Source organism: Leptospira ainazelensis (assembly GCF_016918785.1).
Taxonomy (GTDB): Bacteria; Spirochaetota; Leptospiria; order Leptospirales; family Leptospiraceae; genus Leptospira; species Leptospira ainazelensis.
This window is the reverse complement of record NZ_JAFFPT010000009.1, coordinates 145,882-169,962: the sequence shown is the minus strand read 5'-3', so window position 1 is coordinate 169,962 and position 24,081 is coordinate 145,882. Positions and strand designations below refer to the sequence as shown.

Annotated in this window: 19 protein-coding genes; 10 read left to right on the top strand and 9 right to left on the bottom strand. The window is 43.0% G+C overall.

The genetic code is table 11. From position 1 onward, the window contains the following. The first annotated feature begins 26 nt into the window (after positions 1 to 26). Complete coding sequence (locus tag JWG44_RS02255) at positions 27 to 1,199, top strand: CaiB/BaiF CoA transferase family protein (RefSeq protein WP_205273484.1); 1,173 nt, start codon at positions 27 to 29, stop codon at positions 1,197 to 1,199. Between the two features lie 278 nt (positions 1,200 to 1,477). Continuing rightward, a complete protein-coding gene (locus tag JWG44_RS02250; protein ID WP_205273332.1) occupies positions 1,478 to 2,641 on the top strand; it encodes an acyl-CoA dehydrogenase family protein in 1,164 nt (387 codons plus the stop codon). A gap of 299 nt (positions 2,642 to 2,940) precedes the next feature. Here the strand turns inward: JWG44_RS02250 and JWG44_RS02240 are convergent, their stop codons facing one another. Both JWG44_RS02240 and JWG44_RS02235 read right to left on the bottom strand, forming a co-directional pair. Next, positions 2,941 to 3,939: a sigma-70 family RNA polymerase sigma factor gene (locus tag JWG44_RS02240; RefSeq protein WP_205273331.1), complete on the bottom strand. Its 999-nt coding sequence runs from the start codon at positions 3,937 to 3,939 to the stop codon at positions 2,941 to 2,943. A gap of 2 nt (positions 3,940 to 3,941) precedes the next feature. Then, positions 3,942 to 5,135, bottom strand: a complete 1,194-nt coding sequence (locus JWG44_RS02235; RefSeq protein ID WP_205273330.1) for an NAD(P)/FAD-dependent oxidoreductase — start codon at positions 5,133 to 5,135, stop codon at positions 3,942 to 3,944. 202 nt (positions 5,136 to 5,337) lie between these two features. Here JWG44_RS02235 and JWG44_RS02230 point away from each other — a divergent pair, with 202 nt between their 5' ends. Beyond that, positions 5,338 to 6,288 (top strand): cytochrome-c peroxidase, encoded by a 951-nt coding sequence (locus tag JWG44_RS02230; protein ID WP_205273329.1) that lies wholly within the window; start codon positions 5,338 to 5,340, stop codon positions 6,286 to 6,288. A 316-nt stretch (positions 6,289 to 6,604) separates the two neighbouring features. On the opposite strand, the gene JWG44_RS02225 is transcribed toward JWG44_RS02230, so the two are convergent. After that, positions 6,605 to 7,033: a MarR family winged helix-turn-helix transcriptional regulator gene (locus JWG44_RS02225; protein ID WP_205273328.1), complete on the bottom strand. Its 429-nt coding sequence runs from the start codon at positions 7,031 to 7,033 to the stop codon at positions 6,605 to 6,607. A gap of 110 nt (positions 7,034 to 7,143) precedes the next feature. Here JWG44_RS02225 and JWG44_RS02220 point away from each other — a divergent pair, with 110 nt between their 5' ends. Both JWG44_RS02220 and JWG44_RS02215 read left to right on the top strand, forming a co-directional pair. Continuing rightward, complete coding sequence (locus tag JWG44_RS02220) at positions 7,144 to 7,935, top strand: hypothetical protein (protein WP_205273327.1); 792 nt, start codon at positions 7,144 to 7,146, stop codon at positions 7,933 to 7,935. A 30-nt stretch (positions 7,936 to 7,965) separates the two neighbouring features. Then, on the top strand, positions 7,966 to 8,598 hold the full coding sequence (locus JWG44_RS02215) for a class I SAM-dependent methyltransferase (RefSeq protein WP_205273326.1): 633 nt from the start codon (positions 7,966 to 7,968) through the stop codon (positions 8,596 to 8,598). Positions 8,599 to 9,044: 446 nt separating this feature from the next. Here JWG44_RS02215 and JWG44_RS02210 read toward each other — a convergent pair whose 3' ends face one another. Next, a complete protein-coding gene (locus tag JWG44_RS02210) occupies positions 9,045 to 10,727 on the bottom strand; it encodes a TolC family protein (protein WP_205273325.1) in 1,683 nt (560 codons plus the stop codon). Between the two features lie 21 nt (positions 10,728 to 10,748). Here JWG44_RS02210 and JWG44_RS02205 point away from each other — a divergent pair, with 21 nt between their 5' ends. After that, positions 10,749 to 12,893, top strand: a complete 2,145-nt coding sequence (locus JWG44_RS02205) for a thioredoxin domain-containing protein (RefSeq protein ID WP_205273483.1) — start codon at positions 10,749 to 10,751, stop codon at positions 12,891 to 12,893. A 141-nt stretch (positions 12,894 to 13,034) separates the two neighbouring features. On the opposite strand, the gene JWG44_RS02200 is transcribed toward JWG44_RS02205, so the two are convergent. The 4 genes from JWG44_RS02200 to JWG44_RS02185 are packed head-to-tail and all read right to left on the bottom strand — an operon-like array spanning position 13,035 to position 17,318. After that, positions 13,035 to 14,240 carry a hypothetical protein gene (locus JWG44_RS02200; RefSeq protein ID WP_205273324.1) on the bottom strand — a complete coding sequence of 402 codons (1,206 nt, stop codon included), beginning with the start codon at positions 14,238 to 14,240 and terminating at the stop codon, positions 13,035 to 13,037. Continuing rightward, positions 14,218 to 15,756, bottom strand: a complete 1,539-nt coding sequence (locus JWG44_RS02195; protein ID WP_205273323.1) for an MBOAT family O-acyltransferase — start codon at positions 15,754 to 15,756, stop codon at positions 14,218 to 14,220. Before JWG44_RS02195 ends, JWG44_RS02200 begins: the two co-directional genes overlap by 23 nt. 36 nt (positions 15,757 to 15,792) lie before the next feature. Continuing rightward, the gene (gene rsfS, locus JWG44_RS02190) at positions 15,793 to 16,164 is read right to left on the bottom strand and encodes a ribosome silencing factor (protein WP_205273322.1); all 372 of its coding nucleotides are present in this window, start codon (positions 16,162 to 16,164) and stop codon (positions 15,793 to 15,795) included. A 5-nt stretch (positions 16,165 to 16,169) separates the two neighbouring features. Continuing rightward, positions 16,170 to 17,318, bottom strand: coding sequence for an LCP family protein (locus JWG44_RS02185; RefSeq protein ID WP_205273321.1), 1,149 nt, complete (start codon positions 17,316 to 17,318; stop codon positions 16,170 to 16,172). 159 nt (positions 17,319 to 17,477) lie between these two features. Between JWG44_RS02185 and JWG44_RS02180 the strand changes: the two genes are divergently transcribed. Together JWG44_RS02180 and JWG44_RS02175 are read left to right on the top strand one after the other, a co-directional pair. Next, positions 17,478 to 19,091: a long-chain fatty acid--CoA ligase gene (locus JWG44_RS02180; protein ID WP_205273320.1), complete on the top strand. Its 1,614-nt coding sequence runs from the start codon at positions 17,478 to 17,480 to the stop codon at positions 19,089 to 19,091. A 535-nt stretch (positions 19,092 to 19,626) separates the two neighbouring features. Then, a complete protein-coding gene (locus JWG44_RS02175) occupies positions 19,627 to 20,172 on the top strand; it encodes a DUF1564 domain-containing protein (RefSeq protein ID WP_205273319.1) in 546 nt (181 codons plus the stop codon). 83 nt (positions 20,173 to 20,255) lie between these two features. On the opposite strand, the gene JWG44_RS02170 is transcribed toward JWG44_RS02175, so the two are convergent. Beyond that, positions 20,256 to 22,271, bottom strand: a complete 2,016-nt coding sequence (locus tag JWG44_RS02170) for a cag pathogenicity island protein CagA (protein WP_205273318.1) — start codon at positions 22,269 to 22,271, stop codon at positions 20,256 to 20,258. Between the two features lie 126 nt (positions 22,272 to 22,397). On the opposite strand from JWG44_RS02170, the gene JWG44_RS02165 reads away from it, so the two are divergent. Together JWG44_RS02165 and JWG44_RS02160 are read left to right on the top strand one after the other, a co-directional pair. Next, positions 22,398 to 22,937, top strand: coding sequence for a TlpA family protein disulfide reductase (locus JWG44_RS02165; protein WP_205273317.1), 540 nt, complete (start codon positions 22,398 to 22,400; stop codon positions 22,935 to 22,937). Then, positions 22,934 to 24,064, top strand: a complete 1,131-nt coding sequence (locus JWG44_RS02160; RefSeq protein WP_205273316.1) for a hypothetical protein — start codon at positions 22,934 to 22,936, stop codon at positions 24,062 to 24,064. The genes JWG44_RS02165 and JWG44_RS02160 overlap by 4 nt, the downstream gene beginning before the upstream one ends. Positions 24,065 to 24,081 lie beyond the last annotated feature (17 nt).

Below are 24,081 nucleotides of genomic sequence, written 5' to 3'. Positions count from 1 at the left end.
AAATTATTTTAGAAGGAATGATTAAAATGAACAAAGGTCCACTTTCGGGAGTTACGGTAATCGACTTGAGTCTTCTTCTTCCCGGTCCTCTTTGCTCCATGTATTTGGGAGATATGGGGGCCGATGTAATCAAAATCGAAAATCCACGAGCTATGGATGCGACTCGCGTTATGTTTAAAAAAGCGAACGGGGCTCCTTCGCTTTTTTTGATGCTCAATCGAAACAAAAAAGCAATCACCCTGAATTTGAAAAAAGAAAAGTCGAAAGAAATCTTATTTAAACTATTAGAAAATGCTGATATACTATTGGAGGGTTTTCGTCCTGACGGGCTTTCTAAAATGGGTCTTGGTTACGAGGATCTCAAAGAACGTTTTCCCAGGCTGATCTACTGCGGAATTTACGGATACGGAACCGAAGGAAAATACAGAGACTTTGCGGGACACGACGTAAATTATCTTTCTCTCTCGGGAGTTCTTTCGCAAACGGGTAAAACCCCGCAGATTCCCGGATATCAGCTTGCGGATATCGGAGGAGGAACGATGACGGCCCTTTCCTCCATTTTGGCTGCTCTTTACGCTCGGGAAAAAACGGGGAAGGGTCAGAAGATTGCGATTTCGATGATGGATTCCTCTCTTCCTTTTCTTTCTCTTTATGGAGGAATTTTCGCCGCAACCGGGAAGAATCCGGAGGGAGGAAACGAACTCCTTTCCGGTAAATTACCGAATTATAATGTTTATGAAACTAAAGAGGGAAGATGGGTCGCCCTCGGCGCGCTGGAAGATATGTTTTTTAAAACATTCTTACGCCAATCCGGTTTGGATAAACATCTGGAAGAATTTCCCGCGGAAGAAAAAAACTTTTCCAAGTGGAAAGAGATTCTCACTTCCTTTTTCAAATCCAAAACGTATTCCGATCTGGATTCTCTTTTTGAAAATCAAGACTCTTGTTTGACTCCGGTAAAAACTATGGAAGAAGTCAGCAAGGATCCGGTCTTAAAAGAAAGAGGTATGATTCTGGATAAGGAACATCCTGAGTTCGGAGAATACTTTCAGTTCGGAGCGCCGTTTCCATTCTCCACAACACCGGTAACTTATCGTCTTGATCCTCCTTCTCACGGGGAACATAATTCCGAAATTTATAATTCTCTCGGCTATTCTAAAGACGAAATCGAGACGATGAAAAAGGAAAAAGTAATCTGAAATCGGTTTGAAACAATGTGGACATCAAAATATTTTTCCTAATTCATCTTTAGGAATTTTGGAAACAGAACGTTCGTTCTTTGGAAATTGTATCGTAAGAGCGTTTTGCTTTTTTCTACGCAGGGGAGAATTCTTCATAAGAATATTCTTACTTTAGATTTGATAAAAATCTTCAAAACAAGTGTGAACACTTTTTTTTACACCATATTTTGGTTTGATCTAATCGCCGTGAAAAAAAAAGTAGGATCAGAACACTCTCGTAAGAAGGGAAAAAACCGATGTACCAGGAATATACCGAACAGCAGCTTGAAATCAGAGACCAGATCCGCAACTTTGTGAAAAAAGAAATCACTCACGAAGTGGCAATTCACTGGGACGAAGAAAATAAACATCCCGAAGAACTCATCAATCGTATGAGAAGAGAATTGGGAGTCAACGGTCTTACCATCCCTGAAGAATACGGCGGCTGGGGACTCGGTTCCGTAGAGCAGTGTCTCGTTACGGAAGAACTTTCCAGAGGATGTTTGGGAATCTCTCTTTGTTTCGGTTACACCGGTCTTGGTATCCTTCCTATTCAGAAGGGTGCTTCTCATGAACAGAAGAAAAAATGGCTTCCTCCCGTAGTGGAAGGTGAGTATGGAGTTTCTTTTTGTCTTTCCGAGCCCGGTGCAGGATCGGACGTTCCCGGTATGAGCACTACTGCAGTTAAAAAAGGCGACAAATGGGTCATCAACGGAACCAAACAATGGATTACGGGCGGTGGTAGCGCTGGAGCTTATACCGTTTTCGCATACACCGATAAAGGAAGAGGAACCAGAGGAGTTAGCTGTTTCTACGTTAAAAGAGACACTCCCGGTTTGACCGTCGGTAAGAAAGAAGATAAACTCGGAATCCGCGCTTCCGATACTCGTCAGATCATCTTTGAAGATTGTGCCGTTGAAGAAGCTAACATGATCGGAAAAGAAAACTTAGGTTTTATTTACGCACTTCAAACTCTGAACGCTTCCCGTCCTTACGTTGCGGCTATGGGGGTCGGTGTTGCACAAGCGGCTCTTGACTATGCTTCTAAATACGCAAGACAAAGAGAACAGTTCGGTTCTAAGATTTCCAGTTTCCAAGCCGTTCAACACATGTTAGCCGATATGTCTATCGGTCTCGAAACTTCCCGCCAAGTTACGTATCTTGCCGCAAGAATGTCCGATGCGGAAGATCCAAGACTTCCAAAATATTCCGCAATCGCAAAAGCTCACGCTTCCGAAGTTGCGATGAAATGCGCACTGGATGCGGTTCAGATTTACGGCGGATACGGTTATACCAAAGAATATCCCGTTGAAAAACTGATGAGAGATGCGAAGATCCTTTGTATCTTTGAAGGAACCACTCAGATTCAGAAAAACGAGATTGCTGCATACGTGATTCGCGAGGCTGCTTCTACAAAGTAAGATTCGAATTTTCGAAACACGGAACTTAGAATCCGAAAAAGGCGCCGGTCGTAAAGACCGAGCGCCTTTTTTATTTTCATTTTGTTACAATGGATTCGATTCTTAAACCTTAGATTTTTTAGGTCTTGAGTTTTGCGATCTTAGAACGAATGCGACTGAGAGAAACAGGAGTGATCCCAAGATAAGAAATGATAGGATACTGAAGGATCAGTTCTTCCATGTCAAACTACCGCATCAAAGTCTCTGTGGTCGCTCCCGGTCCGGCGGAATGAAGAAGAATCATCGGCTCTCCCGTTAACTTACTTTTTTCGTGTGATGGCCCAATGCACTAATTTTAAAAGGGGTTTGGTCCAAACCGGGGGTTGACGGTTTGCGGAGGCGGACTTTGGAAAAAGAAGAAAGAATTCAAGAGGAATCAGAATTCCTTTCTCGATCAAGTCCGCCTTGTTTTTATAAGCCGAAAATTTGTCCTCGTTCAACATCGTATAAATGTATGAAATTCCGTCTTGATCCATCAAAAAACTTCGGAGATAAACTGGTTTGTTTTTTTGGTAGACAATGATACTTTCGAAACCGTTGGTCTCCGTAAAGAAAAGTTCGGTATCGGAAAAGATCGGATTTTTTCCCGTGCGAATAAGAAAGGAAGCGATTCTTTCCTTTCCAAAAAGCGGAATTCGCGCGGCGTGAACTTTTCCGCCGCCGTCGGACCAGAGAACGATTTCTTCTTTTAAAAAAGGAAGAAGAAGTTCCGGTTCCCCCTTGGAGGATGCGAGTAAGAAGTTGTGGAGAAGTTTTCTTCTAGTCTCCTTATCGGGAGAAAACTTTTTCTTTTCGGATTTGAGCGCGTCTTTCGCTCGTTTGAGGTTTTGTCTGCAATTCTCCTGAGTTTTTCCCACCGCCTCGGAGATCACTTTGTAATCCAAGTCGAAGGATTCTCTCAGAATAAAAACAGCCCTTTCAATCGGATTCAATTTTTCTAATAGATGAAGAAATGCAAGATCCAGGGTTTCCGGATCCGGCTCTTCCATTGCCGGATCGGTCGGAATCGGTTCCGGAAGCCAAGGTCCGATATAGGTTTCCCTTTTGTTTTTCGCTTTTCGAAGAGTGTCCAAAGAAAGTCTTGTCGCGATCGTGGAGAGAAACGCCTTCGGAGATCGGATTCGTTCGTTTGCGGATCTTTCCCAACGAAGAAAGGATTCCTGAACTATATCTTCGGCGTCGCTTACACTTCCGGTCATTCTGTAAGCGATCCCGAAGACAAGAGACTTGTGTTCTAAAAAATGTCCGAGTCGGTCCAAGTTTATTTCTCCGATGGAATCGCCAGTTTTGCCGCACGAAATTCTTCTTTGGAATTCGGAAACGATTTCCAAAAATAAAAATCGAATCTTTTCTCCAAACGAAAGGACAACACGGTGAATTTACAAATCAACTCTTTGATCCATACGGCGCTTCGTGAAGTCCAAATTTTCCCGGTCGGGGTATCGTCCGGTTCCGATTCCTGAATGACTCCGTCTTTTCTTCCCAAACTCACGTTTCTTCCCAGATAAGCCATGGAGAACGGACGTTGACCTTTTTTGGATTTTGCTCCGAGTCGAAAAGACAATCTTTCCGCGGCGTAGATTCCCATCGGCAAGGCGGTGGCGCAAGCCATTCTAAGATGATCATAACCCGAGGAAACGATTTGAACCGCGTCTCCCGCCCCTATAATTTCGGGATGATCTTCCACTTCCAAAAACGAATTTACGTAGATCTGACCGATCGGGTTGGATCTCAATCCCGAAAGCGCGCCGATCGGAGAGGCGGAGAATCCGTTCGCTAAAATACAAACGTCGTGGAATAATTTTTTTCCTTCCATGTCAACGAGGCGATCCTTTTCATACTTTAGAATTCTTGAATTTTCGAAAAGTTTGACTTTGTTTTTTAAAAAGAATTCTTTGATCTTAACGATTGCTTCGGCTGAAAATCCTTTCCCGATTTCGTTCGCGTCCAAGAGAGAAATTTTTGAGTTCGGAAATTGTTCCGAAAGTTCCGAAGCCGTTTCGATTCCTCCGAGTCCTGCTCCTAAGACGGTAATTTTTGCATTTTTCTTCTTAGTAAGAATTTTGTGCATTCGCTCGCAATCGTCAGTATCGGTGAGTTGAACGTATTGTTCTGGAAAATTCGAAGTTTTAGCGCCTTGGATTCCGAGAGAATAGATTAAGAAATCGTAAAGAAGAATCGAACCGTCTTCTAAAACTACTTGTTTTTTTTCGGAATCGATTCTACCAATTTTGGAGACGATCAATTTGACTTGTTTGTGAAGAAGGGATCGTGTCGAGAACTTATTTCGAATCGTCCCCGCGAGTACTTGATGGTTTCTAATTCTTTCCTGAAACCGTTCTTTGGCCGTAACCAAAGTGATTTCGAGAGGAATATTCTTTCTAACGAGACGATTGGCGGCGATGATTCCCGCATAACCTCCGCCCGCGATCAATACCTTTTGGATTTGCGACATGTTTTCCTCCGTTATTAAAGGAAGACGCGTTTGGAATCCGGGCCGTGACATGGAAGGGAAAAAAAATCCTTGGAGGGATTCTTAAATTCTTTGGTTTGAATTTTTTTCGAAGATTTCTTTTTCGAATATGTAATTAGAATTGTTTTAAATTCGAATTGACAGATGAGGTTCGAATTTAAAACATTGACCCAGGATGGTCCATATGTTTAGGATTTTGTCCATTTTTTTCGGAATCTATCTTTTGCTCGCGCTCCTGGCTTGTAAAGAACCCGTTCAGAAAGCGGAACTGAAAGGTTTCGTGGTAGGGAACGTAATTCATCCCAGCAACAATCCTTACAATAAGGATAAAGTAGAATTGGGGAAATTGCTCTATTTTGATAAACGACTTTCTCTCAAAGGAGACACGAACTGTGCAATTTGTCATACCGTAGAAATTCAGAATTCGGAAACTAGTTCGGCTCCTCGTAATCAAATTCATAAATCCGCCGCGCCTCCGTTGACGAACGTAGCTTTGTATAAGGACGTTTTTACGGATCCGCAAGCGAACGATCTGGAAGAGATCGTAAAAGAAAGAGTACATACTGCCGTGATGCTCAAAGACGAAAAGACGATCGTCGCCAGGCTCAATCAGGTCGAAGAATACAGGGAACTTTTTGAAAAATCTTTCGGTTCTCCGGGGATAACGATGGATCGGATCGTGAAGGCGATCTCCGCGTTTGAAAGAACTATCATCTCGAAAAATTCAAAGTTTGATCGTTATGTGATGGGTGAAGAATCCGCTTTGAGCCCTTCGCAAATCCGGGGAATGAACGTCTTTATGAATAAGGCGAAATGCAATCAGTGTCACAACGGTCCTAATTTTTCCGATTCCACACAACACACTACCGGACTCAAAGGAATTACTCAGAAGATTCGAACTCCGAGTTTGAGAGACGTCAGCAAAAAGAATGAATTTATGCACAACGGAGAATTCACCAAGTTAGAAGACGTTGTGAATCATTTTGTGAGCGGAGGTTCCAAAGGTTCCATCGAAGATCCGCTTTTGAAACCTGCGGCTATCACGGAGGAAGAAAAAAAAGATCTGATCGAGTTTCTGAAATCTTTGGAGGGGGAATCTCAGCCTCTCGAAATGCCGAAGATCCCGAGAGCTTAGAATTTTTGGATGGAGAGAAGTTTTCCCAAAATCGGAAACTGAAAAGAAAAGCTCTTTTTAAAAACGGTGGAGTTCCCACAGATTACGTCCCTTTCGCGGTTTAGGAACTTTCGAAAGGGGCTATTGTCGTTTAATTTTTATGGGAGTTCCTACTTTTTTGTGAAACTCGGTGTCTCGCTTTTGTTGCCGCTCCGCTGTACGGGTTTTGCAACGAGGTCTTCCATTTTTGGATTCGGATCGATACCAAAATGATTTTCGATTTGTTGTAAGAATCCTTTCGCGAAAGTCCCAGTTTCTTCGCATTTTACGGAAATCCTCAGCTTCCGGAATCGATCTTTTCTAAAAGCGCTATTAGGATTTTTCTCTCTTCAGAGGACGTATTCTTATAAATTCTTGTGAACATTTTTCGAGAGGACCGAATGACAGCGGCTCTCGCGGCCTTACCTTTGTCAGTTAGGACAATTTCGGAAATCCGAGAGTCCTTTTCATTTTTGAATCGTTCCACATACCCGTTTGCGACCAATCGTTTGACAATCTGTGTAACGGTAGATCGATCTCTGAGAATCTTTTTCGAGATAGAAGTCATCGACTCCGGCATTCGATTCCGCAATGCGCAGAGGACGGCTCCTTGAGGAGGGCTAATATCTTTGTACCCTTCTTTTTTATAACTCAAAGAAAGGCTAAAGAAAATCCTTTCCGTAATCCCGGAGAGCAAGTGTACTATTTTTTCCGGCTGTACGCTCATTCGACTTACCTCCTAAAAATGCTTTGTACCAAAAGCAAATATCGGCGTCGGAGATTCTTCAAACGATCAAATACGTTGACCGATCCGGTTCGCTGAATACACAAATCTTTATGAAACAAACTTCATCCATTTTTAACTTTGAAAGTATTGAGATCAATGAAAAATACTGCGGACCTCCTATGAGCGGAAACGGGGGATATATCGCAGGAATTACCGCGAATCAAATCCAAAACGAAGCGGCGGTGATTAAAATCAAAGCTCCCGGACCGTTGAACGAGTCTTTGTATTATTCCAGAGATCCTATCTCGAAAGGAATTAAATTATTGAGCAAAGAGACCAACTTAGTCATCGCGGAAGCAAAGGAAGACTCCGATTTTTTTATGGATTTTCCCGAATTGAATTCTTCAACCTTGGAAGGAATCCAGAATCCTGAAGAGGAATATTTAGGATTTCAGAAACATCCTTTCCCCACTTGTTTTGTATGTGGTCCGAAACGAAATCATGAAGACGGGATGCGAATATTTTCGGCGAAGATAAAGGATCAGGACGGATTTACCCATCTGCACGGTGCTTTCTGGAATCCTTGGAAAGATTTAAGCGATTTGGATGGAAAAATCCGCAACGAGATCGTTTGGGCGGCTTTGGACTGCCCCGGAGGTTTTGCGGTCTCTTACGTAGATCCGACTATGATCGTGCTCGTAAAGTTGCGCGGAAGATTGTTGGAAAGTATTTTTGCCGAGCTTCCTTATGCGATCTTATCCTGGGAAATCGGGAGGAATCGAAGACAAAGAATCGCGGGGACGGCGATTTATCGAGTTGAGGATCGTAAATGTGTCGCTTATTCGGAAGCTTTATGGATGGTTCCAGGAAATTGGAATCCGGAAAATATTAAAGAATTATAAAAATAGAATATAGTAAAACGGATAACCATCATGTGTGTACGGAAAATTTCTACTTTAAGCATCGTAAACGCCTACTTTTTTCAGACCTTGCAAGGATATATGCACTACAAGTATCGGAAGATCAAAAGAATCCTTTTTGAAGATCTTCCCGATACGGTTGTCGAGCTCGGTCCGGGAGTCGGCTCTAATTTGAGATATTTCAAACCGGGAACCACTCTATTAGCGATTGAGCCGAACGAGGGGATGCATTCTCTTTTGAAAACGAACTCTGAAAAGTATTCGATCAAAACCGAGATGATGAATTTGTCTGCGGAAAAACTTCCGTTCTCCGATTCTTCCGTCGACGCCGTGGTTTGTAGTTTGGTTCTTTGCACCGTGGATAAACCGGATCAAGTTCTAAAAGAGATCAAGCGAGTATTGAAGACGGGAGGAAAATTTGTCTTTTTAGAACACGTAGCGGCTGAACCAGGTTCTTGGATCGAATGGATTCAGAGGATCGTTTTTAGACCTTGGCTTTGGTTTTTCGAGGGGTGTCATCTAAACAGAGATACGGATCGGCTTTTGCAGAGCGCGAATTTTTCAAATTTGAAAATCGAAAAAAATTCGATTCCTACGATTTTTCTGCCGATCCGACCTCATGTCTACGGGATCGCGATCAAATGAAGAAGTTTCCAAAACCAAAAACCGTAGTCACAAGTTTGAAAATTCTTTTTGGAATCAATAGGAGATCTGACCGTGAATTTTTGTCGTAGTTCCGACAAATTCTTCGAGGGGGAATTTTACTTGCGAAAAGTAGAATTCTCTGATATAGCAAAATGACGGAATTTTTCCCACCACCGCTCCCCACCACCCGAAATCTGGGTGGGGCGCGCGATTTCACGGAGGATTGTCGTTGTTACGACAAATTCTTCAATGCATCTGTAGGTAAGTTACTACTCAAAGCCAAAATTTGTGTACATAGATTAGAATTTGTAAAACAGGTTTGATTCTACTCGTATTTCGAGGTTTTGGACGGTATCGAGCTCGGCTTTAAAAATTAGTTTTCGCGGGAACGGATAATGATCCTTGTTCAGAAAGCGAACCGAGGAAAGAAGGATTATTCCAGTCGCTCATTTTGTAGGAGCGGTCGTGTCCAGATTTGCTTGTTTGGATTCGGCCATTTTCATCAGACGATCGATGATTTCCTGCGGATCCACTCCGAACTTTTCAAAAATATGATTTTTCGCGAGTTCGTATCTAAGAATATCGATGTTTAACTGGATCTTGGTTTGTGCGACCTGAAGTTCCGCCTGGATCAAATTGTCGAGGGCGGTCTTAACCGCAACTGCCGTAAATCTTCCTTGTCTGAAACGTTCGGAAAGACCTCTGTAAAATCGATTGGCTTCGTCCCTTCTTTTTTTGGCGCCTTCAAAGATATCTTTTCCGGAAACGATCGATGCATAACGATTCTCTAATTCTTCTTTGATGGAAAGTTTGAGTTCGGCTTCTTTTTTCTGAAGATTTTCAACATCCAATTTTGCGTTTCGGATATCGGCTTTGATTCCTTTGTCCCAGAGAGGATAAGAAAATTGAAAGGACGCGTAGGCTTCCGGATATTTAAAGGACGCGATTCCTCGATTTGTATCGGTCACGTTTTGCTGAGGAGCTACGATATTTTGTCCTCTTGTAGAATACGCGCCTGAAACTTTCAGAGAAGGCATATCTTCCGCTTCTTTGATTCTCAGATTGAGTTCAGCGATTTCTCTTTGTTTGCGAAGATTTTTCAGATCGGTTCTATGATCCAATGCGTAGATATAATCTTTTTCCACGTTAAAATCGACCGGAACGGTTTCTTGAAGATCGGTAACACCTTCGATCTTGGAGGAAGGATCCGCGTTTAAAATTCGAATCAGAGTTCTTTCGGCTTCCCTTCTCGAAACCTTTGCCTTGTCCAAATTCCCCGCAGTCTGTGAAAGAATGGAACTCCAGAGATTGACCTCAAAACCCTCGGAAAGGCCTAAATTCCGCTTTCTGGCGGTCAAATCGCGGATGTTTCTCGTGTTGGATTCCAATTCTTCCAAAGTTTTTACGTTGGAATCGTAGATGTTCAAACTCCAGTATTGGATCAAAGTCTGAACCACCAACTGAGAAAGGGTATAAATCAATTCATCTCTTCGAATGACGGTGTTTTGTCTTAGGATCGCGTCCTTGTCTTTTTGAGTTTTTCCAAAACCGTATTTTAAAAGTTCCTGGCTCAGAGTGATCGTGAGTGCGCTTGTGTATTGAGGCGGAATCGCGAGAGACGACAAACTCGAAGGAGTAGAAGCCGGATCTTCGAAAGCGCTCGTATCAAAACGAGTGGTGCTTCCTTCCAGCTTCGCGTAGGTTCCGGTTCTGAAATTTTTCTCGATCCCGACGCTGAGTTTGTCTTGGCTTTGTTTGGTTCCAAAGAAAACGTTATTTCTGTTGTTGGGAAGAGTGGTTTTAAAAACCGTAATTCCACCGATTAAATTCCAAGTAAACTGAGATTCGTTTTTCAGTTCTCCGCCGTCGGCCTTTACGTATTCCATCTTTGCGTTTTGGATCGTAATGTTCTTTTCCAGAACGTGATTGACCGCTTCTTTTAGGGTCAGACGGAGTACCTTCTTGGAATCGTTTAGGTTCCCTTCGGAAGATTTTTTTTCTTCTTCCCGAAAGGTTTCGTTTGCGTTTGATTCCTGAGAAGTAGCAGGTTGAATCGCCGCAAAAAGGATGGTTCCGGCAATGAGAATATTTCTAAATTTTCTTCGTGTCCTTTCCTTTTTGTGGTCCATGTAAGTGCCTACTTAATGGACATGGTTGAATGCAGGAAGTTTTTTACAAATCGAAAAATCAGTTTTAAGAGTCTAAAAGAGAACAATTCAATGAATTTAAATCCGCGAAGCGCAAACAGACTTTCCAAAGAAAAAAGTCCGTATCTCCAACAACATGCAAACAATCCTGTGGATTGGTTTCCATGGGGTGAGGAAGCCTTTACCAAAGCAAGGGAAGAAGATCGATTGATCTTCTTATCGATCGGTTATGCGACCTGTCATTGGTGTCATGTGATGGAACGCGAATCCTTTGAAAATCAAACTATAGCGGATTGTCTAAATTCTCATTTTGTATCGATCAAAGTGGATCGAGAGGAAAGACCGGATATCGACCGAATCTATATGGACGCATTGCACGCGATGGATCAGCAAGGCGGATGGCCTCTCAATATTTTTTTGACGCCGGAAGGAAAGCCGATTACGGGCGGAACTTATTTCCCGCCGGAACCCAAATACGGAAGAAAGAGTTTTTTAGAAGTTTTGAATATCTTAAACAAGGTCTGGGGTGAAAAACGTCAGGAATTGATCGCGGCTTCTTCCGAGTTATCTCAGTATTTAAAAGAATCGGGAGAGGCTCGTGCCGCCACGAAAGTGGAAGGGGATTTTCCACCGGAGAATTGTTTTGAATCGGGATTCTCTTTGTATGAAGGATACTATGATCCCGACTTTGGGGGATTCAAAACGAATCACACGAACAAGTTTCCTCCGAGTATGGGACTTTCCTTTTTGCTAAAATACCATCATTCTTCCGGAAACAAAAAAGCCCTGGAAATGACGGAAGACACACTTCTCGCGATGAAACAGGGAGGAATCTACGACCAGATCGGCGGCGGTCTTTGTCGTTATTCCACCGATCATCACTGGCTTGTTCCTCATTTCGAAAAGATGCTCTACGACAATTCCTTGTTTTTGGAAACGCTTGTGGAATGTTCTCAGGTTTCTTCCAAAATTCCGGCGGAAACGTTTGCGATGGATGTGATCTCTTACTTGCATCGTGATATGAGAATTCCCGGAGGAGGAATCTGCAGCGCGGAAGACGCAGATTCGGAAGGGGAAGAAGGATTGTTTTATATCTGGGATCTGGAAGAATTTCGCGAGGTCTGCGGAGAAGATTCTACGATCCTCGAAAGATATTGGAACTTGAGTGAAGGCGGAAACTTCGAAGGGAAGAATATTCTGCACGAACGTTTTCGAAGCAGCGCCGCGAATTTTACCGAAGAACAAAAAAAGAAATTAGAATCCGCCTTAGAAAGAGGAAGGAAAAAACTCTTAGAAAGAAGAAGCGGGAGAATCCGTCCTCTCAGAGACGATAAAATTCTCACTTCTTGGAACGGACTTTATATCAAGGCGCTCGTAAAAGCGGGAACCGCGTTTCAGAAAGAGGAATTTTTGGATCTTGCGGAAGAGACGTATTCCTTTTTAGAAAAAAATCTGATTTCGAAGGAAGGAAGAATTCTTCGCAGATTTCGAGACGGAGAATCCGGTATATTAGGATATAGTAATGATTACGCGGAAATGATTTCCTCTTCGATCGCGCTTTTTGAGGCGGGACGCGGGATCCGATATTTGAGGAACGCCGTCCGATGGATGGAAGAAGTGATCCGTTTGTTTCGTTCCCCCTCCGGAGTTTTTTACGACACCGGGAACGACGGAGAGAATCTTTTGAGAAGGAGTGTGGACGGTTACGACGGTGTGGAACCGTCGGCTAACAGTTCTTTGGCGGATTCTTTGGTACGGTTGTCGTCGCTCGGAGTCGACGCGGATCGTTACCGTGAAATCGCGGAATCGATCTTTTTGTATTTTACAAAAGAACTTTCTTCGCATGCTCTGAGTTATCCATATATGCTCTCTGCGTATTGGAATTATAAAAATCATTCTCAGGAAATCGTTTTGATTCGTAAGAATCGGGATTCCGGGAAAGAGCTCTTATCCTCGATCCAAAAAAAATATCTCCCAAAAGCGGCGGTCGCCGTTGTCAACGAAGACGAGTTGGAGGAGGCGAGAAAACTTTCTTCCCTTTTTGAGGCTCGGGATTGTGGAGGTTCTGCGCTTGTCTACGTTTGTGAGAATTTTTCCTGCAAGCTCCCCGTGAGCTCTGTGGAAGATTTGGAAAAACAACTGAAATAAGGAGTTCCTACTTTTGTTTGGAACCTCAACTCTGCCGTGGACTTGAAAAAAGAGGGGAGTTCCTACTTTTTTTAAGTCTCGTAGAGGACGGGAGGCGCGCGGAGCGCGCCGTTTAAAAGTGGAAAATGATTCGGCTTCTTCTCAATATCCCAATTTGCGGAACATTTCGTTTGTAGCCTGGGCTCCTTGACAGTTCAAATGAATTTGATCGGAATACAAATCAGGCTTCAGAAACTGTTTCTCAAATTCGATCACTTTGAGATGAGGATACTTTGTTTTGAGGGGTTCGAAGGCTTTCCAGAATTTCGGAAAATATCCAGTCGTTTCGATATAATCCGGAAACGGCATTACGATATAAAGAACCTGAATGTTCCGAGTCTGAGTGTATTTCAGAAAGTCTTCAAAAGCTGAAAAATCAAAATTAGGTTCTCCTTTGTAAGGCGCCAGGATTTCTTCTTTGAGTTTGTCCTGACTCATCCGATAGAGAAGCGCGTGTTGAGGTTTGATACGATCCGAAATATTCAAACCTCCGTTTTGAAAGGAGATTTTATCGGCGATCCAACGATTGTCCCGGAAGTTACTTTCCGGCGCCATACACTGAGGAGTATAAAGCTCTTCACAGTTGCAGTCGAGTTTCATCGACGCTTCCGCCGGTTTGTAATTCTCATAGGAAAATACGTTTAGGAGCGCTTTTCTATATCGATAAGTGGAGAACACGTTCGGAATTGAAGAAGAAAGGACGTAGAGTAATTCCGGTCCCTTGTATTGGCCGAACATCTCCCCGATGGAAAAAAGATGAAGAATTCTATGCGAAAAGAATTTCCAATTGATTTCGGAAACCGTCTTCTGCATACTTTCCTTCCGGCCTTCCATTACGAAATTCTTATGTGTTAGACCGGAAACAAAACGGGTTTCAAGGTATTCGGGAAGACCCATATTCGGTTTTACGTATTTGATCAGAGCCGGGTCCACGATCGGATCACCGTATCCGCCGGCGATCAATCCCGGACTGGACGCGAAAAGAATAAATTCCGGTTTTGTATTTCCCGCTTTCAGATATTTTGCGAGGTAATGAGTATAATATCTTGCTCCCATCGCAGGAAGGCTGAAGTTGTAGACGTTCGATTCTTTCGAAGGAACCAAGGACATACTTCTGGAATCCCCGAAGATGAGGCCTTTGTGGTTCAAGGTTCCGGATTCCATCTTTTTTCTGACGTTGTTTACGAGAAATACTTCGGTATGTTCGTAAAAATAGATATTCGTAAATCGGGCGAGGAGTTCGACTCCGATCACGATTGCAAGAACGGTGAGAACTACTTTATTCTTAAAAAGCGAAGTAAATGACATTTTTGCCGAACACACCTTTCAGAACTATACAGTAAAAGAAAAAAACATAAGTAAGAATCCGAATCACAGCAGGTTTTTCGAATATAAAGAATGCTGAATTATTCTTAAAATGAAAGTAGTCCCATACGAGGAGAGGCCCGATGACTTTTACGATTTCGGTAAAATAGTTGAAGACGCTGATCTGGTCGTTCGGTCCTCGAAGTGTGAAGAAGTTTTCGAAAATTCCTAAGAAAAGAATTTTGGCGTGGTTGCCGTCGTAACTTCTGAAAAAAATCGAAGTCATCGCGAACATAAACGTCGTAAAAAAACAGGACCAAAAGAAAAACCCTTTGGTAAAGAATGCGTGGTTTAAAATCGGGAACTTGGATTTTGCAAAAAGTTTGAGTCGGTCAAACGGTTCTCTGAAGATCATGTAAAGGACGATATAAAGACCGCAGCACAAACCCCAGAAGGCGAAGTTCCAACTCGCCCCGTGCCAAATCCCGGAAAGCCCGAAGATGATAAATAGATTTCTAAAATTGTAGAGTTTACTTACCTTGCTTCCGCCTAACGGAATATAGACGTAATCCGTAAACCAGCGGTTGAGGGTAACGTGCCATCTCCGGAAAAGTTCTCTGAAGTTTACGCTAAACTCGGGGGTGATGAAGTTTTCACTGAGATTGAATCCGAGTAAGAATGCGGCCCCTCTTGCGATATAAGAATATCCCGCGAAGTCGCAATAGATCTGAAAGAAAAACGCGATAAAAGCCAAAATCGTATGAATCGCGGAGTGTCCTCCCGCTAAATCCGGATTGGCCTTGTAGATCAAAGGATTGTCCAGAAAAACGAGATTGACGAGTTCTGCGAGATTGTCTGCCACATAGGTTTTCATGTAATAACCCACGAGGAGCAAAAGACAACCTTTGTAAAAAAGATCCAGATTGATCTTTCTGTCTTCCTTGATCTGAGGAAGAAGATCTCCGGCTCTTTCGATCGGACCCGCCACCAACTGAGGAAAAAAACAGACAAAAAGAGAGAAGTCGACGAGGTTCGTATCGGCCTTTAGTTTACGAAAGTAGACGTCGATCACATACGAAAGGGTTTGAAACGTAAAAAAGCTGATCCCGACCGGGAGGATGATCTGAAGAAACGTTGAGTCTTGGAAAAGGGTCGGATCTTCGACCCCAAAAAGTCCCGCCGAGGTTTTGACCGCGACCCCCATATTCTCTATAAAGAAATTATAATATTTGAAGAAGCCGAGCATCCCCATGTCGATGACGACCGCTAAAAACAAAAGCCAACCTCGGATTTTGGAAGATTCTTTTTGTTCTATGAGAAGAGCGATGTAAAAGTTGGAAACCGAAGTGGAAATGATAAGAACTAAGAAGATCCAGTCCCACCAACCGTAAAACGTATAAGAAGCGATGAGAAGAAAAACGTTCTGAATTCTTCTCGAAGTTTTTTTAGCGGCGAAAAAATAGGAAACCGCTAAAACTATCAGAAAAAAATAGATAAAAACGGCGGAGTTAAAAATCATTTTCGAACGGCCGATCCGAAAGGAACGAATTCTCCTTTAGAGTTCCATTCTCTTGGCATCGCGCCAGAGTCTGTCCAGATTGTAGTATTCCCTTTTTTCGGGAGTCATGATATGAATGATGATTTCACCGAAATCAAGTAGGGTCCAGCCGGAGGTCGCCGAAGTTCCCGTTTTGTCCGCTTCTTTGTGGGCCAGTTTAAATTCTTTTAATGTTTTTCTGACTTCTCTTGCGACCGCGTTTGCCTGAACTGCGGAGTTCACGGTGCAGATCACGAAATAACTGAGATAACTGTTTACGGTTTCCAGGTTAAGAATGCTGATTTCTTCGCATTTTTTATCCACCATAATGTCGTGGATGATCTGAAGAATTTCTTTGGTTGTGGGTATTTCTTTTGGGGCGGAGTTCATGAAAATTATTTTCTCGGTTCGTAATCGGAGCCCACGACGACGGTTGCGTCTAAGCCTTGATCCTTTCTCAATACGTGGTGCACTTCCGCTTTTTCCAAAACGGTAGAGATTCTATCCATGATCGCCGTGTTGCCCGAGCGGTCTATCACAACGGTCTTAGGAAAACCTTTTTTCCACGCGTTGTCGGCAGCTAAAACCTTGATTCTTTTATCGGAAAGAATGCTGCGGACGTCTTTTGCAAGTCCTGCGACTTCGGTTCCGTTCAAAACTTCGGTTCTTCCGAATTCCGCGTCCGCAAAAACATCGGAGTTCATATCTTTTGAAAATTTACGAAAGGCGACCCTGGCCCTTGCTATATCGGTTTTGAGATACGTTTTTTTTGTTTTCGGATCGTTGAGGGGTTCGCCCGGGAGTTCGGAGATGCCGAATTGAATTCTTCTGGAATTAACGAACTTGACGAGGCTGATAAAATCCTCTTTGGAAAGATCCGTTTCGACGAGGCTGTGTGCGAAGATGAGAAGAGGGGTTGTGAGGAATTCTTTTCTTTGGTTCAGAGTTTCGTAGAGAGTCAGGACTACACTTTCTTCTCTGCTGATACGATCCAGATAATCGAGATTTTCCTTTTTGTCCATCGTGACCGCGTAGTCGTAGACGTCTTGTCCTGACATCGTATAAACTCCGTCTTGGCGATTGTATTCGGAAGAATTTCGGACGGTCCTATTGTCCATATAAATGTTCAAGCCTCCGAGAAGATCCACAATTCGAATCCAATTCGAAGCGGAGAGGCTGATCGTATAATGAGGTTTGGTGCCGATCAAATCAGTGACTGCACTTTTTACGGAAGACTTGGCTCCCGATTTGAGGAGATCGAGAGAATCATCCGGATCATCGAAAGAAGTGATGGGATGGATGAAGTAGAGCGCACAACGATTGTTCGAAGGAAACAAAGTCGCCAAAATTCCGAATTCGTATTCTTCGGAATCGCCTACGGCGTGAAAGAGAAAATAAATCGGTTTCCCGGCGGCGATCTTTTCTTCCAAACCGGTCCGATTGAATTTACTGATTAGAAAGATGAGTGCGGAAAATAAAAGGATTCCGGCCGCGATATAAAGTAGCCAACCGGACGATTTTTTAGAAGGTTCTTTTGACTCCAAAATCTATGCTCCGATTCCATTTCAAACCGGAAAAGCTGTCTGTCAAACGGTTATTTTTCCGATGTTAGACGGATAACTTTTCGTTGACGAACTATGAAAACGACATAGAATTCCGTCTTCGACAACACGGAAGAGAAATCGAAATTCGGGGAGAAAAAAGTGAAATCAACGATGATGAATTATCAGTTAACCGTACCCGCGATCTTAAGAAGGGCGAAGGACGTTCATCCGGAGAAAGAGATCGTAACAAAGATGAACGACGAATCGATTCATCGATATACTTATTCGGAATTTTATACTCGAGTGACGAAGTTGATCGACGCATTGCAAAAAGCGGGGATTCGTTCGGGAGAGAGGATTGCAACCTTTGGAATGAATCACTATCGGCATCTTGAGGTTTATTTCGCTACTCCTGCGATGGGCGCCGTATTACACACGTTAAACGTAAGACTTTTTCCCGAGCAGCTTGTTTACATCGTAAACGACGCGGAAGATTCCGTAATCTTTGTGGATAAGAGTTTGAGTAAGATTCTTTTGGAACTTTTTCCGCAGTTTAAGAAAAAGCCGAAGTTTATCGTCATGGATGATTTGGAAGAGACGGCCGCGGCCGCTTTGCCGGACGCGGACGACTACGAAATATTCTTAAAGAATGGAAACGAAAAGACCGTGGTGTTGCCGGAAGTTGGAGAGAACGAACCCGCAGGAATGTGTTACACTTCCGGAACGACGGGGAATCCGAAAGGGGTGGTTTACAGTCATCGATCCATTTATCTCCATACGATGTCGATCTGTATGTCCGATAGTTTAGGAGTTTGTGAAAAGGAAACTATACTACCTGTCGTCCCGATGTTTCACGCAAACGCGTGGGGAATTCCGTTCGCCTGTGTTTTTACCGGGGCGAAGCTCGTACTTCCGGGGAAACATCTATTAGGACACGGGCTTGCCTCCTTCTTGGAGGAGGAGAAGGTGAGCATCGCCGCCGGGGTACCTACGATTTGGAATGTGCTTTATCAACATCTCAAAAAGAATTCTTACGATCTGAGTCGATTGCATACGATGGTAGTCGGGGGTTCGGCGGCGCCACAGTCGATGATCGAGGGATTTAAGAACGATTTTGGAATTCAAATACTCCATGCTTGGGGAATGACCGAGATGTCTCCGGTGGGAACCGTCTGCAGATTGAAGACGACGATGAGTGAAATGGAAGAATCAGAAAAAATGCATATACTCGCCAAACAAGGGCCTGCTGTGGCGGGAGTCGAACTCAAGGGAATCGACGATCAAGGGAAGGAGATACCAAAGGACGGGAAAACTCCGGGGGAACTTGTAGTGAGAGGGCCTTGGATCACAGCGTCTTATTACGGAAATCCGAGCCGGGAATCTTTTACGGAGGACGGATGGTTTCGAACAGGGGACGTGATCACGATCGACGAACATTCTTACATACAGATCACGGATCGAAAAAAAGATCTGATCAAAACAAGAGGGGAATGGATATCAAGCGTTGAAATGGAAAGTCAGGTTTTAAAAGCTCCCGGAATATTGGAAGCTGCCGTCGTTGCAAAACCGGACGAAATACGCGGTGAAGTGCCGGTCGTGTTCGTGGTTGCAAAGGAAGGCGAGGCCATTGATAAGAAATCTATATTAGAAGTATTGAAAGTTCATTTTGCGAATTGGCAGCTCCCGAATCATGAGGATATAAGACAGATCGAGACGATACCGAAAACGAGCGTGGGAAAATTTGATAAGAAAGTATTAAGAACCCAATTTTAACCTTTGAGGAGAAGAAGTCTGTGGCCAAGATTTTGGGCGTGCCTCTCGCGGAATATTCAGAAGGTGGAATGTTCTTTTGAGCTCGCTTCGAGTCGCGTGCCTACGGGCTCGCGGATTCCCGCTCGTCCTCTGCGAGGACGCCGGAGGCGCCCTTCAGCCCGCTCACGCATGGAAAGTCCTTTAACATTTTACTTGAACGAGAACGGGCCTGTAGTCAATAAAATCAAAAATGCAAAATTAGATCGAGACGTTCGTTTGAAAAAATGGGAGAGCAGGGAGAATTGTTTTTTTGAACGAAGACCTTCCTGTTTGTGAAGGGAATTCAAAATTCTGGAATCTTCAAAGTTGTATCGGTCCGTGTTTTAATAAAGGGAAAGGATTTGTTCGGAGTGTTGGGCGGAGCCGAAAATTCTAAGATAGTCTTTTGTGGGAAAAAGGCGGAAAGGCCGCAAAAAACTGCGAGAAAATACTCGGAAAAACTTTTTTTTGTGGGATTCGCCTCCGATTGAAAGTGATCCTGGAACTGAAATGATATATGGGATACTTAACGTTCAATGCGGATCAAGAAATTTCGTCCAGTCTTCAGGAAAGTCGAATGGATACCGTAACTCTGTTGATTCCGGAGAATACTTTGGATCGTCTGGGCGTAAGCGTAAAGGATGCAAAATCATTGCCGAAAAGAATTCCCCAATTGCTGAGAACCTATGGAAAATATCTTACCTCGACGAGACGCCTTGGAGAAAACGCGCGTAAGACATTGTATCAGCCGAGTCCTGGAAAAGAGAAAATGAAACGAGTGAACATCCGTTTGAGCACCGGGAGCTGGACTTATTTAGGAATGCTTGCGCAGACACACGGTGTCTCCCGTTGTTATCTTTTTAATTATCTGCTGTGGTTGGAAGAGTTGGGAGTCGGGGATTCTATCGTGGAGACAGTGAATGCGGGAGCTCCCGCATTTCACAACTGTTACAGTTATATCCTTCATCTCGATCTACGATACAATCTTGTTTTTCGACGACTTCAAACCGAACCAGGCTCCCTTTTTTACGTTTTAGATTACCGAGATTGGTTTCCGAATTAGTCAAAAGCGTTTTCCCTTCCAAGTCACACGGAGCCATATCTATTAACGAATTTTTCAGCACCCGCTTTGCGCCCGGAGAACGACTATTTTATACAACGAACTCCTGCGTAATTGCTCAGATGATCCCAGCGAATTTCGCCTTTGAAAACATCCAAATTATAGGCCCCATTTTCACCCATCGAGATCGAGGAAGACCAATATCGTTTGTCTTCGTCCTTCGCTGTCCAAGATTCCGTTTCCCCGCTTTCATAAGAATCTTCCAATTCTTCGATGGTCGGTAGACGAAGATCTCTTGAACCGCAGATTTGACTAGCTTGATACCAGTTATAACTACCGTTTACGGATTCCCAGTAGCTTTCTTTCTGAGACGTCTGTTTTCTGATTTTCTTTTTAGAAAATTCTAAATTTGGAATATACGAAGAGTTGAATTCATCTTTTCCGGATCTGGACGGTTCTGTTCGACCTTCCTGATATTGAATATTGAAGAGTTTTTTGAATTCTCCGTTTGGATTCGGAAGTTTAACGGCCATCTCTAAAATATCTCTCAACTTGGATTTCGCCGAACCCCAGAAAAGGCCGGTTTTAGACTCCCAGTCGGCGCCGAGTTGATGGCTGTTGATGATCTGAGTCGGGTTCTGAGTTTCCAAACCTTCGTGCAAAAGGGAATTTAATTGTTCCTGAATAGAAATCGGTTCGTGGAGTTTTAGGTTCACCCTTTTGATTTCTTTTTTGATTCTTTCAATTTGGGAAAGGTTGGCGAATTCGGATTTGGCCAAGGTTATGATCCCGTCCCGAAAAGCATCGTGAATTACTTTCTGGTGTTCTTCCTTCTCTTCTTCGTTGGAAGCCAAGGCTTCCGCAGTAAACTCTTTTTCGATTCTTAGAAAAAGGGTATCAAGCCGATTTGTTAGATGAGAACGTCCCGTTTTTTCGGAAGTCTCCGATTTTTTTTGCACGACTTCCTTAAGAATTTTATAATATGATCCCGATTTTTGACCGAGATCCTTCAACAGAATTCCATACAATTTCGAAGCGAGGGAAAAATCAAAAACAGAATAGGCTTGGTCCGCCTCTTTTTCCTTCAAAGAAAACAAAGCGGATTCTACTTGATCCTTTCTTTCCTGAATACTCTGTTGGATCTGAATTTGTCTGTTTTTTTCGGGAACTTTTGTCGAATATTCTTCCGCTAACGAAACGTAGGCGTTTAGATGTTTCTCTAAATCTTCAGGAGTTTGTTTTTTTGTCTCGAAAAGCCCGCGATCCAAGTCGTTTATCTTTTCCTTATATTCTAAACTATAATTATTCGTTATACTAGTCCGAATCTGTTTGATGAATGTTTCCAGTTTCTTTCGGGATTCTTCCGAGAGACGATCTTCGAAGGCGTTTAAGATCTTGATATAAATTTCAGTGGATTCCGGGTAATCTTTGGAAAGCGTAAGTTTAGCGGCTTGATCCAATTCTTCTCTTACTTCTTCCAAAACGGCTTCTAAAATTTTATCGGAGGTTTTGAATTCCATAGAATTGAGGTTGGTTCCTGGAACCGGTTTGATTTTTAAGAATGCGACACTCATGTTCCCGCTCGAAGAAGTCGGTGCGTGATCCAGATCGAGATTGTATTTCGGATCTAAAAGTTTTCTTCCGGATTCTCCCGCATAATAATCCATTAGAAATTCGGGAAACTCCATCTGAAACGTGGACTTGATGGAATAAGAAAGCGTTTTTGAATCCCTTGTCTGATTTCGAAGAGAAACATAGATAAGCCCGTTTTTGGACGCGATCGTTCCGGAAATCACTTCGTTTGCATCGATCGCGTCCGCGATTTGTTTCATACAAATCTCATCGGAACAACCCGTCTTTTGGAGAGCTTCCACTTGTTTATAAAGAATGAGCATGGATTCGTCGTCCACGATCGTATATCTTCCTTCGAAGTTATGAAGGACCGAGTTGATGATTCCGTTTCGAAAACGATTCTCCAAACCGGAACCAAAATTTCCCTCGACCGTCAATTTATGAACGTAAATTTTCGAGGGTTTTGTCTGCGCAAAGATCGAGAATGGAATCCACAAAATAAAAAATAAAAGAGGAAACCAAATGCGCATCGTGATCATCCTATTTTGAATATCTCATTCCGAAAATTCGGACTGTAAACAATTATTTCCATTTTTCAAATTGCGATTTACAAACTCTTTCCAAAACCCATCTTGGAAGGGGAGAAATCAAATCCAATGAACGATCCCGGTTTTTTGATTTCAAAAAAAATAATTTCCTTTCTTATTCTTTTTCTGACCTTTTGGGGAACTGTCTCTTCGGAACCCCTTTCTAACTTTGCATTCTACAATCTAAAAAAAGAAAGAATTGTTCTTTCCGATTCTCTTCGAGAATTTTCAAAAAAGGATATTTTGATTCTTAATTTTACGGGTTCTTCCTGTAAACCTTGCAAGGAACAGGTTCCGATTCTTTTGAGTCTTGCCAAAAAAGCAAACCTTTCATCGCTGGGCGAATTTCGGATTCGATTCTGGATCGTCTTTGTGGGCGACGACTTTCAAACCGGAAAAGAATATTCTAAAATTCTAAAGCTTGAGGACGAAACTGAAATTTTGATCGATCCCCTTTCTTCCAGTTATTCTCAAGCGAAAATTTCAGGATTGCCAACCGTGATTCTTCTCGACCAGAAACAAGGGATTCTTTTAAAAACAGAAGGTTATACCGAAGCGGGAACAAACGCTCTGGAGAATTTTCTAAATTCTCTCGGAAAAACAAGATGAAACCGCTTCGCTCGCACCCCCGCTCTTTTTCGCTTTTTTATCTTTCTTTTTCGATTCTTCTTATGACTTGTTCTTTTCAAAAAAAGGACTCGGAGCCGGGTTATGTGGAAGTCGAGGCCGAAGGAAACGATCTTCAAGACGCCGAAAAAAATGCGAAGATGGAGATGATTCGTCAGGTTTTGGGAACGGAAGTCGTCTCACATTCTTATCTTTTGGATTCGGTTTACTTGGGAAATATCGTAGAATCTTCGGAAGTCGGTCTGGTACGGAGATACAAAACCCTCGAAACAAAACATTCAAAAAATAGAATATTTCTTCGTGCGAGCGGTATTGTGGACGAAACCCGTTTGGGAGAATCGATCGAAGAGCAGTATAAACTTTTAGGAAAACCGCGAATCCTTTTGATCGCTTCCGAAACATTCGGAAACGAAAAACAATCCGATGTGAAAACCCTTCTCGAAACAAAATTGATTTCCCGATATCCCTCCTTTGATTTTATTTCCATCGCTCCCGAAGAATTCAAAAAATGGAATGGAGTTCTCAAAAACTCGAAAGAAACAAACCCTCGACCTTTTCTGGAATTAGCCCGGAAGAATGGAGTCGAATTGCTCTGGATCGCGGATTTTGTTTCTAAAGAGGGCGATCTTCTCGCGCAAGGAACCGAACTTCGTAGTATTTTTGCCTCCCTGGATTTTAAACTTTTGGAAACCGCTTCGGGTAAAGTTTTAGTTTCCGGAAATCTGCAAGGCGGAAAACCCGCGATCGATCTTCGATTCGGTTCGGAGAAAGCCCTCGATCAACTTTTATCGGAGATGAAACCTTCTCTTTTGAGACAACTTGCGGAAAAATGGAAACGAGGAAACACGATCCGTTTGACTTTCGAAAATCTAAGTTACGAAGAATATTCCAAAAGCGAGCTGGCGCATTGGATTCGAAACATCCGAGGCGTGAATTCCTTAAACGAAAGGGGAAACGATTCTCAGGGAAGAATGGTGATCGAGGTCGTGGCGCTTTTAAACGGCGGAAAATTGTTTACCATTCTCAAACAGATGGAGGGTCGTTTCGGTTTTTCCTTGGAAAGTAAGGAGATTCAAAATCAATTTTTGATCTTAAGAATTAAAAAGTAAGTAGTTTCTGAAATCGT

What these genes read in the sequence shown, in the direction of transcription:
- JWG44_RS02255 (WP_205273484.1), top strand. Translation starts at nt 27, where the DNA reads ATGAACAAAGGTCCACTTTCGGGAGTTACGGTAATCGACTTGAGTCTT.
- JWG44_RS02250 (WP_205273332.1), top strand. Translation starts at nt 1,478, where the DNA reads ATGTACCAGGAATATACCGAACAGCAGCTTGAAATCAGAGACCAGATC.
- JWG44_RS02235 (WP_205273330.1), bottom strand. Translation starts at nt 5,135, where the DNA reads ATGTCGCAAATCCAAAAGGTATTGATCGCGGGCGGAGGTTATGCGGGA.
- JWG44_RS02230 (WP_205273329.1), top strand. Translation starts at nt 5,338, where the DNA reads ATGTTTAGGATTTTGTCCATTTTTTTCGGAATCTATCTTTTGCTCGCG.
- JWG44_RS02225 (WP_205273328.1), bottom strand. Translation starts at nt 7,033, where the DNA reads ATGAGCGTACAGCCGGAAAAAATAGTACACTTGCTCTCCGGGATTACG.
- JWG44_RS02220 (WP_205273327.1), top strand. Translation starts at nt 7,144, where the DNA reads ATGAAACAAACTTCATCCATTTTTAACTTTGAAAGTATTGAGATCAAT.
- JWG44_RS02215 (WP_205273326.1), top strand. Translation starts at nt 7,966, where the DNA reads ATGTGTGTACGGAAAATTTCTACTTTAAGCATCGTAAACGCCTACTTT.
- JWG44_RS02210 (WP_205273325.1), bottom strand. Translation starts at nt 10,727, where the DNA reads ATGGACCACAAAAAGGAAAGGACACGAAGAAAATTTAGAAATATTCTC.
- JWG44_RS02205 (WP_205273483.1), top strand. Translation starts at nt 10,749, where the DNA reads ATGGTTGAATGCAGGAAGTTTTTTACAAATCGAAAAATCAGTTTTAAG.
- JWG44_RS02200 (WP_205273324.1), bottom strand. Translation starts at nt 14,240, where the DNA reads ATGTCATTTACTTCGCTTTTTAAGAATAAAGTAGTTCTCACCGTTCTT.
- JWG44_RS02195 (WP_205273323.1), bottom strand. Translation starts at nt 15,756, where the DNA reads ATGATTTTTAACTCCGCCGTTTTTATCTATTTTTTTCTGATAGTTTTA.
- rsfS (WP_205273322.1), bottom strand. Translation starts at nt 16,164, where the DNA reads ATGAACTCCGCCCCAAAAGAAATACCCACAACCAAAGAAATTCTTCAG.
- JWG44_RS02175 (WP_205273319.1), top strand. Translation starts at nt 19,627, where the DNA reads ATGGGATACTTAACGTTCAATGCGGATCAAGAAATTTCGTCCAGTCTT.
- JWG44_RS02170 (WP_205273318.1), bottom strand. Translation starts at nt 22,271, where the DNA reads ATGCGCATTTGGTTTCCTCTTTTATTTTTTATTTTGTGGATTCCATTC.
- JWG44_RS02165 (WP_205273317.1), top strand. Translation starts at nt 22,398, where the DNA reads ATGAACGATCCCGGTTTTTTGATTTCAAAAAAAATAATTTCCTTTCTT.
- JWG44_RS02160 (WP_205273316.1), top strand. Translation starts at nt 22,934, where the DNA reads ATGAAACCGCTTCGCTCGCACCCCCGCTCTTTTTCGCTTTTTTATCTT.